The organism is [Eubacterium] eligens ATCC 27750, from assembly GCF_000146185.1.
Classification (GTDB): domain Bacteria; phylum Bacillota; class Clostridia; order Lachnospirales; family Lachnospiraceae; genus Lachnospira; species Lachnospira eligens.
On sequence record NC_012778.1, the window covers coordinates 1,704,353 to 1,717,859 of the forward strand.

General features: G+C 40.6%; 13 protein-coding genes. 1 reads left to right on the forward strand and 12 read right to left on the reverse strand.

Translation table 11 applies throughout. The features are described from left to right. Window positions 1-5: 5 nt before the first annotated feature. Genes EUBELI_RS07910 through EUBELI_RS07930 form a run of 5 tightly spaced genes read right to left on the reverse strand, consistent with a single transcriptional unit; the run spans window position 6 to window position 4,840 of the window. Window positions 6-1,544, reverse strand: coding sequence for a 2-hydroxyacyl-CoA dehydratase family protein (locus EUBELI_RS07910; protein ID WP_012739870.1), 1,539 nt, complete (start codon window positions 1,542-1,544; stop codon window positions 6-8). 2 nt (window positions 1,545-1,546) lie between these two features. Beyond that, window positions 1,547-2,740 carry a 2-hydroxyacyl-CoA dehydratase family protein gene (locus tag EUBELI_RS07915; protein WP_012739871.1) on the reverse strand — a complete coding sequence of 398 codons (1,194 nt, stop codon included), beginning with the start codon at window positions 2,738-2,740 and terminating at the stop codon, window positions 1,547-1,549. Window positions 2,741-2,752: 12 nt separating this feature from the next. Further along, complete coding sequence (locus EUBELI_RS07920; RefSeq protein WP_012739872.1) at window positions 2,753-3,517, reverse strand: ATP-binding protein; 765 nt, start codon at window positions 3,515-3,517, stop codon at window positions 2,753-2,755. Between the two features lie 41 nt (window positions 3,518-3,558). Further along, a complete protein-coding gene (locus tag EUBELI_RS07925) occupies window positions 3,559-4,656 on the reverse strand; it encodes an N-acetylmuramoyl-L-alanine amidase family protein (RefSeq protein WP_012739873.1) in 1,098 nt (365 codons plus the stop codon). Further along, a complete protein-coding gene (locus EUBELI_RS07930) occupies window positions 4,649-4,840 on the reverse strand; it encodes a hypothetical protein (protein ID WP_012739874.1) in 192 nt (63 codons plus the stop codon). The genes EUBELI_RS07925 and EUBELI_RS07930 overlap by 8 nt, the downstream gene beginning before the upstream one ends. A gap of 134 nt (window positions 4,841-4,974) precedes the next feature. Between EUBELI_RS07930 and EUBELI_RS14975 the strand changes: the two genes are divergently transcribed. Continuing rightward, window positions 4,975-5,103 (forward strand): hypothetical protein, encoded by a 129-nt coding sequence (locus EUBELI_RS14975; protein WP_012739875.1) that lies wholly within the window; start codon window positions 4,975-4,977, stop codon window positions 5,101-5,103. 67 nt (window positions 5,104-5,170) lie between these two features. On the opposite strand, the gene EUBELI_RS07935 is transcribed toward EUBELI_RS14975, so the two are convergent. The 7 genes from EUBELI_RS07935 to EUBELI_RS07965 form a co-directional block, all read right to left on the reverse strand. Further along, entirely contained in the window at window positions 5,171-6,391 is a 1,221-nt protein-coding gene (locus tag EUBELI_RS07935; RefSeq protein WP_041688233.1) for a hypothetical protein, read from the reverse strand. A gap of 314 nt (window positions 6,392-6,705) precedes the next feature. Beyond that, entirely contained in the window at window positions 6,706-7,332 is a 627-nt protein-coding gene (locus EUBELI_RS07940) for a methylated-DNA--[protein]-cysteine S-methyltransferase (protein ID WP_012739878.1), read from the reverse strand. Window positions 7,333-7,343: 11 nt separating this feature from the next. Then, window positions 7,344-8,303: a 3-hydroxyacyl-CoA dehydrogenase gene (locus EUBELI_RS07945; RefSeq protein WP_041688235.1), complete on the reverse strand. Its 960-nt coding sequence runs from the start codon at window positions 8,301-8,303 to the stop codon at window positions 7,344-7,346. A 27-nt stretch (window positions 8,304-8,330) separates the two neighbouring features. Next, window positions 8,331-10,388, reverse strand: coding sequence for a toll/interleukin-1 receptor domain-containing protein (locus EUBELI_RS07950; RefSeq protein ID WP_041688237.1), 2,058 nt, complete (start codon window positions 10,386-10,388; stop codon window positions 8,331-8,333). A 238-nt stretch (window positions 10,389-10,626) separates the two neighbouring features. Continuing rightward, window positions 10,627-11,037 carry an arsenate reductase ArsC gene (locus tag EUBELI_RS07955; RefSeq protein WP_012739881.1) on the reverse strand — a complete coding sequence of 137 codons (411 nt, stop codon included), beginning with the start codon at window positions 11,035-11,037 and terminating at the stop codon, window positions 10,627-10,629. After that, window positions 11,030-11,437, reverse strand: a complete 408-nt coding sequence (locus EUBELI_RS07960; RefSeq protein WP_012739882.1) for a DUF5714 domain-containing protein — start codon at window positions 11,435-11,437, stop codon at window positions 11,030-11,032. The genes EUBELI_RS07955 and EUBELI_RS07960 overlap by 8 nt, the downstream gene beginning before the upstream one ends. A 144-nt stretch (window positions 11,438-11,581) precedes the next feature. Beyond that, window positions 11,582-13,204: a glycoside hydrolase family 43 protein gene (locus tag EUBELI_RS07965; protein ID WP_012739883.1), complete on the reverse strand. Its 1,623-nt coding sequence runs from the start codon at window positions 13,202-13,204 to the stop codon at window positions 11,582-11,584. Between the last annotated feature and the right edge of the window lie 303 nt (window positions 13,205-13,507).

A 13,507-nucleotide genomic window follows, 5' to 3' on the forward strand; every position in this document is an offset into this window, starting at 1 on the left:
ACTTCTTACCAGCTCTTAGAATCGTCAAAATCCTCAAGTGATGGGTCAAGCGGTTCTTCCCTGAAAACAGTTCTCATATATCTGTTAATCTCCGTTCTCATGTCTCTTCTTGTTCCATCCTCAGGACACATAAGATTGTGCGTTACCCATATTAAATGAATTCCATGTTTTCTCGCTTCTTCCTCAAATAGACCATGATATCCTGACATTGATTTGCAGCCCATATGAACATACATGATTACTATATCAATATTAAACATTTCGCAGAAACGCCAGAGTGCCTCTACACCTGTCTCATAACCGCCGTTAGAGCGGTTTCTCATAATCATGTTCTCATACAGATATGCAAGGTCTAACATTGCCTGGTGCTTATCCTCTGTGTTGACCATCTCTGTAGACACCATACTTAACATATCTGCAATAGTTACAACACCCCAGCAGTTAAGAAGCCAGATTGGGAGTGCCGTATAATATGCAGCCTGAACGCCCCATGTCATGGCTCTGTGGCGGTACTCCTTCGCCGCCATCTCTTTACTCTTATATGCATCAAGTGCCATCTTAGTAAGCTTCTTATCCATATCAAGGAATGCCTGATTTCTTCCACCGGCAGCCTGATATACACCATATCTGTAGAGTGCAAGCGTTACGCCCATAACCTGCGGATAATCTGTCTTGGAAATCTCCATCCACTCTAAGAATTCCTCTGTCTCTGCATTAAACCGCTTCATACTCTTAAAGAATGCATCCCAGTCGAACTTCTCTCCAGTCTGTTCCTCTATGAAATGGATTGCATTGACAACCTCTTCTGCCGCATACTCCTGTACGCTTTCCTGCCTGTGTCTTATTGGCACAGCAAGCTGAAATGTAGGAATCTTAAATGACCTTGCTTCAATCCCGTTACCCATAAGGCTTCCGTCACATGTCGTATTACACTGCACGGCACAGCAGCCTATAAGCGGGAAATCATCAGCCAATGCAACACCAAGCTCAGCTGCCGGCATAGGACAGACATCTGATGGCACACCATACTGGTGTGTAACGTCAACATAATAGCTTACTCCGTCCTGTGACATCATCGAGCTTGTATACACTGCAGGAACTTCCACTGACAACCATGTAAGGTTAGGAAAACCTCCCATCAGGGTACTCATCATATTTTCATCAAAAAGGACAATCTTGCTGTTTAGCTTCTTATCATTGCCGATAGCCGGGTCTGCCTTAAATATCTGTCCAAGCATCCCGCATATATCAGTAACGATAAGTCCCAGTGCCTGATGCGCCATTCTAAGCTGAGTTCCTCTCATGCCCTCGGTATGCCTGTCCATGAAATCAGGCAATGCAAGATAATTAATCATCCAGCGGTATCTGAAGAATCCCTTCATGTTATTAGGTTTTATTATAAATGTAATTAAAGTCTTCCAGTATCCAAGCCACCTTACATAGTCGTACCATGTATCCTTCAATCCGCGCCATTCTCTTCTTCTCTTCGGCTTTTTGCCTGTATAGAATCTGCCGAGTGGCTCGCTTCCTATATTCTTAGACATATTTATAATTTCCTTCCTGCATTGATACGCTTAATCTCAAGGCTCTCAACAAATGCCTGTATTCTTGTTCTTAACTGTCCAGAAGTTCCGACAGCATAAGGTCTGTCAATTGAAAGAACAGGATAGCCGTATTTTTCTTTCATGACATGGAATGCCGAAGCCCTCTCATAGCCCCAGTAATCACAGAATTTAATCTGCTGATATATAAGGCCATCCGCCTTATACTCTTTAGCTATTGCGTCAACATACTCCTGTCTCTCGATAATCTTTTCTGTATTCATGAATCTTGGACACTGTCCCCACTTCATATACTGTCTGCATATCTGTGTAAGAACATCCTCTGTATCGTTAAGAATAATCTCATCTCTTCCCGGAAGTGAACCAAAACAGAATCTGTCAGCCACAACCAGTGCACCTGCCTCCTCAGCAAGCTTTATAAGCTCAGGGTTATCAATCTCTGAACCAACCATTACGACCCTTGCCCTGTAATTACATTTTTTATCAGGTTCACGCGTCTTAAGCTCCTCAAGTGTTTCTTCGAGCTTTTCTATAAGTGCCTCTTTCGGGCAACAGTAGGTTGCAAGACACAGAACCGCGAATTCATACCCAGTAATTCTTGGATTTTCTTCTTTTCTGTAATCACCGATGCTTCTTATAAGCCGGCTTATCTTATTCTGCAATTCTACTGACTTTCTAAGTGCATCATCTGATATGTCTATTCCATATATATTATTAAGCGGTTCAAGCACATGAAGTCTCATCTGCTTAACAAAATGTCTTAACGCCGTCTCATCATTCTTCATCGGAACATCTGAATATTCCACGAAGAATTTTTCTTTCTCTATAAGGTGCTGTCTCTCAATATTCTCTACGCACCTGTTCATCTGCGCACATGCATCCGGCGCAATTATACAGTCAAGAAAGTTAAATCCGCCCTCAATTGCTCTCTCTAATATCGCACGACATCCCTCGCATAGCATACTGCTCATGTAATATGTACCCATCTCAATAGAACCTGTACGGGGTGCACGCAGTCTTACCGAAAAGCTGCCCGGAAGATTAATAAGCGGCTCCGGTATCTGGAAACAGACTGCACCGATTGCAATATCACCTTTTGCCTGCGCCTGCCTTACAAGATCGTTATTAACTTCCTCCAACAGCTTCTCAAAATAATACAGATTAGCTAAATCCTTCACATTTACCTCCTCTTACAATATTCCCATATTAACAAGTGCTTTCTTTGCACCCTCGACAATAATCGCATCATCAGGGAGATTGAATACATTTTCACCAAGCACATCTGCCTGCGCAAGCTTGGAATCGCTCTGTATTACTGAAAGCAGCTCAAGGCCGCCGATATCCATAAGCTTCGCAACCTCCATATCCGGTATTCTGTTAGCGATAACTCCGATTCTGTCATACATTACAAGCTCATCTGCAACTTTCTTGATTGTCTGCACAACCTGGCATCCCTTCTTGCTCGCGTCAGTAACAAGCAGCAGATGTGTTACCTTCTCCATAACTCTTCTGTTAATCTGCTCTATTCCTGCTTCTCCATCAATTACAACATAATCAAACTTATCTGAAAGCATTGTGATAACTTCTTTAAGATATGAATTAATCTTGCAGTAACAGCCTGCTGTCTCAGGTCTTCCTATTGCGATAAATGCATATCCGTCCTGTTCAACAACTGCATCCATTATCTCGTATTTGGCTTCTCCAAGTAACTCCACAGCAGTCTTGGTATCTCCGTCTTCAACATTCTTGATTACTTCTTTTCTTATATCATCTATAGTCTTTTCCACTTCAACATTAAGCACTGTAGAAAGTCCGACCGCAGGGTCAGCGTCAATCGCAAGTATCTTCTTGTCAGGATATGCCTCAACAAGAAGTTTTACAATAACTCCCGCTAAAGAAGTCTTACCAACTCCGCCTTTTCCTGCTACTGCTATAATCTGTGTTTTCTTATCCATTATTGTTCTCCTTAAAATATTTCGAATTTAATTCTTAATTATCAGTATCCAAAAAATGCACCAACGCCATTCACAAGTCCATTGGCAAGCATTTCTAATGTTTCATCACTATGGTCTGAGCTTGCATTCCCAAGTTCCATATCAACTGACGGAACTGTACTGTATGATGTCTGTGTCAGATCTATCGCCATGCTTCCAGAACCATGAATCTTTGCACCTTGTCCACGAAGTCCTTCAACAAGTGATGCCCCAAGTGAATCATGCTGCTGCCAGTGGTCTGCCACAGGACTCATATTCTTAATTGCATCGGGAACTGCTATATAAAAGCATCCCTTATCGTATGAAAGTCCATCACCATCCCAGTGCAATGATATATGACAGTCTGCAACATTGTTACATATTACAGTTCTTGCCACATTATCAAGCTGTACATCTGATGAATCCCTTATCATCAGCACATCATATCCTTCTAACAGAAGTTTATCTCTTAAAATCTCTGCCATCTTAAGTGTTACTTCGCTCTCTGGTGTCCCGTCATAAAATGTCATTCCGCCTGACACCGCCGTTGCTGTCGCAGCGCCAGCCGCCGTACTGCCTCCTGTACTCTTAAGAGAACCATCCGGATGGCACAATGTTCTGACCGCCGAACCTCCTGCCGTTCCATGCCCGGCATTAACTCCGACAACAATGTTCTTTCTCTGACCTGACGCTTTATAAAGAACAGCATAGCCATCACTTATAGCAGAATGGTCCGCATATTCCCATGTTGTATTCATATAAATGTGTTCCAGATTCTCATATACAGGGACTCCGGTATATGGTTCTTTCTGTCTTATATATGGATTCTGCGTCTCCTCCTGCCCTGCATCTGTTTCAATCTGTTCTGTATTCTCTTCAAAATCGCTTTCTGTCTGCTCTGTGCTTTCTGTTTCTGCTGTCTCCTCAGCAGACTGACTGCCTACATCTGAATCCTCGATTCCGCTTCCAGTCATATCCTGACTTGTTTCTTCAATGTCCGATTTATTCAATTCTGATGAAACATCAGTATTATTCTTTTTACAGCCTGACACCATCGTCACAGTAACTATCAGCGACATTATAATAGCTGCATATTTAGCAGCATTTGTCAATCTATTCATCTGTATCCTCCGGCCACACTGAACCTTCATCAAGTCCGTTATCAGTAAGCCATTTATCTTCTACTGTAATATATTTCTTAGCGCCAGCTTCATCAACAAGCATAACAGAAACCCTGGGTGTCTGCCCTTCTGCAAGTTCTTCACACCCATAATCTCCGTCAAATATCTGTTTTATCTTCCACATAACAATCTCCGTTTCAAATACTTAATGTTTTTATTATAAAACATTTTTACAAAATATGCTATAATATATCCATTATGAAAGTACGGCGGACATGATGGTGTAAGCTATGGTGTTGTATGTAACCGGGACGAGACATGTGGTGGATAAGTCCTGTCACTGGCGTAAAAAGTCACATTGGCAAATGCTCCGCCGATTCATTCACTGCTAAGAAATTTGCTAAAGTTGAGGGTGATGATACCGACAGGGTGCTGGTGATAAAGTAATAATAAAATGGACTTTCCCACGGATTTACCGTGCAGAAAGTCCATTTTGCTTTTATTTCAGTTTATCTTACCCCCAGATAAGCTTCTCCCAGAATTCCTTATCCCTGGCATACTTTAATATATCCTCTTCTTTTTCGTTATCGAGGTAATCCATAACCTTGTTGTAATCTGTCGGATTTTTAAAATCAATCTGCCACAAAAGTGTGCCTACTCCGTCCTTAAATTCCTTACATATAATTCCCTGCTCGGTATATGCAGTAACTGTCCACACTTTTTCTCCTGATTCATCATCACATGATGCACTTTCTGTTGCACCTTCTGTCTTGCTTACACCTTCTGTTGTGTCTCCTGTAAGCATAAGCTCCTGAGACTTGCTAAGGCTGTCCTGTGCTTTTTCATTGGCAATAGCTGCTTTATGAAGAATTGTCTGATTCTCTGTTTTCATGTCATATGTCCAACTGTTTTCTTCTATCCATTCTTCATCCTCAGTCTTTACATCCGATGCAAATCCATTGGCTGCTGCACTCTGCGCTGCGCTCGAAGCTGCATTTGCCTTCTGCCCTGCCGGTGCATTAGCTGCTGCCTTAGAAGCTGCTTCATTCTGAACTTCCTTAAGCTTTCTGATTTTATCCTTGATTGCATCAATATTCTGGTCAAAACTGTTTAAAAGCTTTTCCCATTCTTTGTCTGACATATCCCGCCAGTCCTTTTCCTCAAGATCGTCTGCTGTAAGCTCATACTGCTGTTTGAGCATTTCAATGAGATCCGCTACAGAATATCTTTCACCCGTTGCCTCATTTTCAAGTTCAATACCTGAACCAGCCAGTGCAGCATTCCAGTTTTTCTTTTCAGTTAAAGCTTCATCCAGTGAATTGTATGAATATGCCATATCATCTGTCAAATGTTTTAAGGCATTCCAGCTTCCCCATTTGTATGAACCTTCACTGGTTGAATCTGCATACTGGCAATATGCAAACATTTCCACAGCACTTGCATTGGATGGATCTATCTCGGAAAGATTAACATCATAATCCCTGAATTCATTTCCACCCAGTGCAATGCTTACTCTTACAATCGTGTCCTCACTGTCCGGATTAATAATCTGGGTTGCCCTCATTCCGTAGCCGGTATCACCCACATTTAAGAAGCCCATTCCTAATGATTTGTACTGGATATTATTGTCCGGCTTCATAGATTCTTCAAAACCGGTGTCACCTTTGCCAGTTTTGGTTGTTCTGAAACTGTACTCTGAATAAGCACCATACCTCATTTGTATGTTAATATTCATGTATTCTCCTTTCTGCAGCCGCTCAGTCAGTCGCAGCCGCGCCACTTTCCAGAAAGGTCCAAGTGGCAAATTATCATCGCTACTCGCGCAAGCAGCTCATACGCCAGAACTTTGTTCCGGCGTTGTCGCGGTGCTCCTCGAATATGCACAAAAAGCCAGCAGCCCGTGCAAGCACAGCCGCTATCTTTTTATGCATATTCTCATCGCTACTCGCGCAAAAAAGGCACATCCATCCAACAGCTTCAATCCATTGAATAAATGCGCCTTCCATGCCTAATATATATCGACATTATTTCATATATCATTATAGTAATTCAGAATTTCATTCCATATTTTTTCAGGTCAACCCTGCCATTAACAACCTCTATTCCGTCTGCCATAAGAAGTGCCGCCTGCTTTCCGGCTCCTCCAAATGCGAATTCCCCGGCAAGCTCTCCCTTCGAATTAACTACTCTGTAGCACGGAATATGTAACGGATCCGGGTTCTTATGAAGTGCATTGCCAACTGCACGCGCCATCTTTCTGTCGCCTGCAAGCTCTGCAATCTGTCCATATGTTGCAACCTGTCCTCTAGGAATCTTCTTAACAGCTTCATATATCCTCTTGGTCGGGCTGTAAGATACAAGGTCATAGCTTTCCGCAATCATGCGTCTGATATCTTCATCAGGAACAGTTCCATCAAGAATAATAGTATTCCAGTGTTCCTTATTCTGATGCCAGCCCGCAATTACAGAAGAATATGTACTCCTCCACAAATCCCGCCATTCAGGTGAAACTTTCACATTAAGATTAATATATCCGTCACGCTCGTATGTCCATAAAAATGCTTTCTTGCATCCTTTAACTCTTACCAGCTGCCAGTTCTGATCATGAAACGGTGCTTCCTGATAAGTATCTGGAAAAGAAAGTCCATATTCGAGTGCTTCTTCCCTAGTCGTCATATCATCAGTCCTTAATTATATTTGTAAAAGCCTTCGCCAGAAGACATTCCAAGCTTGCCCTCATCAATATATTTCTTAAGGATTGCTTCCATCTTCTTGAAATTATATGGCATCATCATCTTCTTAAGAAGTGGTGAGAAAATTCCCGGAACGCTCTGGTACTGGTGAACAATATTGTAGGCAGTATTAAGTCCTACTGTGTCAAATATCTGGAATGGTCCTTTAGGTGCTCCAGTTCCTCTTGTCCATGCAATATCAATACTTTCAGGATCAGATATTCCTGCTGCGTACAAATCAAGCCCGCTTAAAAGGAATGGAACAAGCATAGAATTAAGCAGATATCCGCTCTTTTCCTTTCTTACAGGAAGTCCGATCATTCGTATGTCGTTGGCAAACTGCATAACCTCGTTAAAATATTTTTCATCAGTCTGTGCCTGTGTCATAATTTCTGCAGTATTATTCTTCCATATAGAATTAGCAAAATGTAATGACAAATATTTGTCTGGTCTGCCAGTATATTTTGCAAACATTGATGGAAGAAGTGTCGATGAATTAGTTACAATCACAGTCTTTTCTGGAAGAAGTGGTGAAAGCTTTTCATAGAAAGCAATCTTATCCTTTTCGTTCTCAGCCATAGACTCAATCACAAGGTCTGCATCAGCAACAGCCTTAGCCATATCAAGTTCAAGCTTAAGATTAGCGTATGCATTTTCAACCTTCTTAAGACACTCTTCCTTGTCAAATGTATCTTCATCCGCAAGTCCTGCACACCACGCATTCTTATCCTCTGCCATCTTCTCAATAGCTTCAATATAAGTCTGCTTAAGATGGTCAATCTTAGGCTGTGTTCTTCCAATAGACCCCTCGCTTCTTAACCAGATAGTTACATTAAATCCACAATATGCTGCCTGAAAAGCAATCTGGCTTCCAAGCACTCCGCCTCCGGCAACAACAACATTTGAATATTTCATACTTATCCCCTTTCTCATGAATACTCACTACGCCATAAGACTTCTAAATGTATCAAGCACATCATTTCGTCCAATCATTATGTCATAATCAGGCTTTTCTGGCTCTCTTCTCAATGCCGGTTCCGGTGGAATAACCGGTTCTTTAGGCATTATTGGTTCTTTAGGCAATGCCAGCCGTGATAATTCGATCCTTACATTCATTATTTCCTTATCCTTCTTGGCTGCTTTTGCCCCAGCCATAAAACCTTCTATAAATCCTTTATCTTCCTGAAGTCTCTTTAACTCATATTCAAGTTTCTGCTTGTTGTCATTATATTCTTTCTTCTTGGCATTCCATTCTTCAATAGCTGCACCATTTACAGCCAGCCACTCATCATGTTCCTTCTGCTTCTCTTCAACATCCTTAACCCACTGCTGTCTGGCTTCCTCAAGATTATCTCTCTCATACTCCCACGAATCATGGTCTTTCTGATATTCTGCTTCACTGTTGGAAAGATTAGCATTTGCCATATCGTCTGCCTTCTTAAATGCATCCTCAAGCTTTGAAAAATATGCTGTTTCCTGCTGTCTGGCTGCCTCTATCTCTTGTTGTTCCTGTTCTGTTACATTCTTTAATATCTCGTCAAGATGCCTGTTTACATTAGCAACAAATTCTTCTATTCCGGCTGCCACCTCAGCATCGGCATTCTGCTTTGCCCTCTTGAAAAGCTCATTATCACTTAATATGTAATGCTCATTATTAGCTGCAATGGCACTCTTTGTATTCTCAACACCTGACTGATAGTTAAAATGTACATCAAACAGATTCGCATACTCTTCTTCTGAGAACAGATTAGCAACAGGATACTTGTCCTTTATCTCCTGACGCCTGTCTCTGATTTCCAGTTCATATGTATTATCTGATGTATTTCCAATTACCTGAAGATACAAATTATCTGCCATTTCTCTTGCATTAGTGCATTCCTGCTGCACAAGAAGCTGTCCCCAGTATGCCTTTGAATTATCAGGTTCTTCATCAAGGACCTGAAAGAAAAGCTTATTGGCTTTTTTCCAGTTCTTATCTGAAATTGCAGAAAATCCTTCATCAAGCAGCTTATTGATATTCACTGGTTCGATGATTTCTATTTCTTCAAGTTCAATCTCTTCCGCTGGTTCAGCCTTTTCTGGTTCTGGTGCTGGCTGGTTAACTGATTCCGGCTTCACCACATTTGCAATCTCAGCCATTATATTATTAAATGTATCATCGTTTCCAAGCTGGCACACCTTCAGACCTGCAAATTCTTTAGGAATATCATATTCATCAACATCTTTATAACATGGAATAAGACATTTGTTCTTATTCTTTTCTGCTATCTCAAGATATCTGTTCCATTCATTCTTAACCCAGACATCGTTATAATCATCATATGATGTACCAAGTGCAAGCATAACATTTGCTGAATTAAGAGCTGAATATATGTATGGTTCACATTCTGATCGCTTTTTTCCTTTAAGTGCGGCTTCTGATAAAAATACCCTGTATCCGGCTGATGTCAGCTTGTTATATAAATGTCCTGCTATTTCACTAACAGCCGTCTTATCTCCATTATCATCTTTTGCCCTGTAGCTTATATATATATCGTATGGCTGTTCACTTTCAGCAATCTGAATATATTTCTTACGATTTTCCTCTATGATCTTCGCTTCTTCCCTGAATATTGCTCTTGACTCTGAATCTGAATTCTCCATAACAAGTTCAAAATCTTCATCATCCATTACACTATCATAAGAGATTCTGTGACAAACAGGTACCTTTTTTCCACTCGCATTATCCGCATATTCAATACCATATTTGCAAAGGACTAATCCCCAGTATCCTTCTGCTTCCTCTGGGTAACTGTCAGTTATTGTATTATATATTCCTGCTGCTTTATCAAAATCGCAGTTAAAACGCAGTCTCCCGGCACGCTCAAACAGCTTAAGTTCTTTATCGTCCTCTATATCCGGAACTGTCTGGCTCGTTCCACATTTTTCGCATTTACAGACAGTAATCGAATCCTCTATCTCCAGATTACTTCCGCACATTTTGCACTTTAAGGCCCCCATTTGCATTCTCCTTATCATTAACGTATTTCACTTAATCGCGCATATAATACAATACTATTAAAGCCGTATAGAATATTATAGTATTTAGTTATTGGGGTGTCAATTTCGGATTTCGTTTCAGGCAGCCATGTAAATTCATCAATTCCTAGTACATCGTTTTCGAAATAACTACTCCATCCTCTGACTAAAGTGCTGTGTAAGTTTATTATTAATTTTCTCAGTCAGACAAAAAAGTTTATTAAATCTCATTATGGTTCAATCGACTTTTTAACTCCAAAATATCATGCTTTATTTGTTCAATGACTATCTTAAATTCCTCATCGCTTTTCCCAGTTGGATCTTCAAGTCCCCAATTATCATCAAATGGTCTGCCTATAAATGGACACCCTACATTGCATCCCATTGATATTGCAATATCCGGTTCTGGAATATCACTAACCAGCTTACTGAACTGTCCTTCTGCTTCCATATCTATATTATATAATTCCTTCATAATACGGACAGCATCCTGATTAATCCGTGGTTTTGTTTCTGTCCCCGCCGAATAACTTTGAAACACATCTGATGCCATATGTCTTCCAAAAGCCTCAGCAATCTGACTTCGGCAGGAATTATGGACACAAATAAAAGCTACTTTTATCTTACTCATAAAATGGACACCTCTCCTTTATACATTGCTCATTAAAATCTGTGAATCCGCATTGCATTTGTTCGTATTGCAATGTTACTCCATAATGAGCATTTACATAATCAATACCATTCTTAAATGCTATCATTGCATCTCTCTTACAGCATCTTGGTCCGTTTATGGTTCCTAATTCTCCAATTGCTTTCGAGGTAAACTGCATATGATTTCCCCATGTTCCATCCGTTGAAAGCGGACCTGTTCCGTCGATGATTGCTAGTGCAGCACCTATAGATGTGATTGCTCCGCATATTCCCCATAAACCGCACATTGCCCCCGGCATCCTAAGGCCCTCTGCCATAAGCCTGTCCAACGCCTGTTCTAAGTCTATCTCTCCACCTGCGTTTTTGTAGGCTACAAGCAAACTTGCACCATCTAATATATGGTGTTCCGGTCCATGAATACTGACATTGAAACGGATGAATAAAAGACCAATTTTTTAGGCAGGATAAGACACCGCAGACACATTTAATGTCTGCGGCGGAAGTAATTCAATATGTTTAGCGGATTACAGTTTGTAATCAACATCAGGGTTTATGGTGAGTGCAACACCGGTTTCAAATGTACCGTTACCGTTTTCGGCAAAAAGTGAAAATAATGTTCCTGTAAAAGTCATTGTACGTGTACCCTCCGTGCTGAGTCCGGCATTAAGTCCTGAACCGATTTCATGGCAGGCAATTTTTGCATCAAGATTCGTTGTATCAGCAAGGGCATAAGAAAAAGTATATTTTTCACGGTCAGTATCTATTTTTACAAGAAGATTGAGATTTTCATCTTCTTTAGATATAGGAATATGTGCAAGTTCTGCACCCATGTCGTGTATATGTTTATAAAATCCGACATATTTTCCGCTTTCATCGCTGCCAACATATATTTCATAGTGATAATCGTTGTTATAATAGGCAGCAACACCAAATCGTTTTGCTGTACTGTCTTTTATTTTTAATACAGCTTTAAGTGATGTTGTAAATTCCGGCTGCTTAAATGAAAGAACAGTCGGGGATTTACCTGGTTCATTCAATGTGATATCAGTACCTCTAAGCGTGAGACATCCGTTTTTACTGTCATAAATATAATGAGACATATCAGGATTTCTTGTGAACTGCAGGCGTTTGTCAATGGCATCGCGGTGGAAGTCAATATTGACGCTATGGTCTGCATGTAAAAATGGCCTGCCTGTTGCATCGTCTGTTATTGTATTAGCAATTGTCTCCGGCTCGTTCATGCCCGGAAGAGGTGCATCCATTACAAGTTCAATAGTCCCATTTCCGTTGTATCCGACAACAGGCCATCCGTCTTCATTCCATGTGACAGGTGCAAGAAAGGTTTCACGACCGAGATTGTGAAGAAGTGCATGGCTGAAGCGTCTTATTCCGAGGAATACAAGCCACCAGTTTCCGTTTGCATCTTCAACAAGGTCAGCATGTCCCGTAGCCTGAATTTCGGATTTTTTATACTCTTTATGAGAAATAATAGGATTGTGTGGACATGGTGTATAAGGACCGAATACATTTTTTGAACGCTGTATTGTTTCGCGGTGAGCATATTCTGTTCCGCCTTCCGCAATCATCAGGTAATACCAGCCGTCTTTTTTGTAGATATGTGGACCTTCTGCACATTGACCGCCGCAACCAGTGCTTATAAGGTGTTTGTCGGAAAGAATTTCGCCTGTCATTGGATTAATTTTAAATGCAACAATACCTCTTACACCGTCAAGATTACCGGTTGAACAGTAATAACAGCAGTCATCATCATCCCAGAAAAGTGATGGGTCTATACCACCTTGGTCAATCCATGCAGGGTCGGACCATTCTTTGTTTATATTGTCTGTATGGACAACAAAGTTTCCTTTATCGGTAACATTAGTTGTTATCATATAAAACATTCCTTTGTGGTGCCTTATTGTAGGTGCATATATACCACCGGAATTTCGGCAGCCTTCAAGTTCAAGCTGCGAACGTCTGTTAAGGCAGTATCCGGTAAGTTCCCAGTTTACAAGATTGCGGCTGTGATATATTGGTACACCGGGGAAGAATTCAAATGTAGAATTAACAAGATAAAAATCATCGCCAACGCGGCAGATGCTTGGGTCGGGATTGTATCCCGGAATAACAGGGTTTTTAAAAAGCATAATCTTATCACCTCAGAAAAAATATTGCATATAAAATAAAAATTAAAGTGCAGTTATATAAAATTCATTTAATAATTTATCTATAGAATATATTTATTAAAAGATAAATTCAAGGTAAAAGTGTGTCACAAATTATTTAATTTACAGAAAAACTTTTGACAAATCTGACACATAAATTTTGTATGTAACGTATATGGCGCTTGTTTTTAATCAGAAATAATTTAATATATGAAGTGCATGGCGGCAAAGTAGTTTACTTGAAATATGCCTCCTTCTTCCATGAGATTACAGCAAACGTAGTAG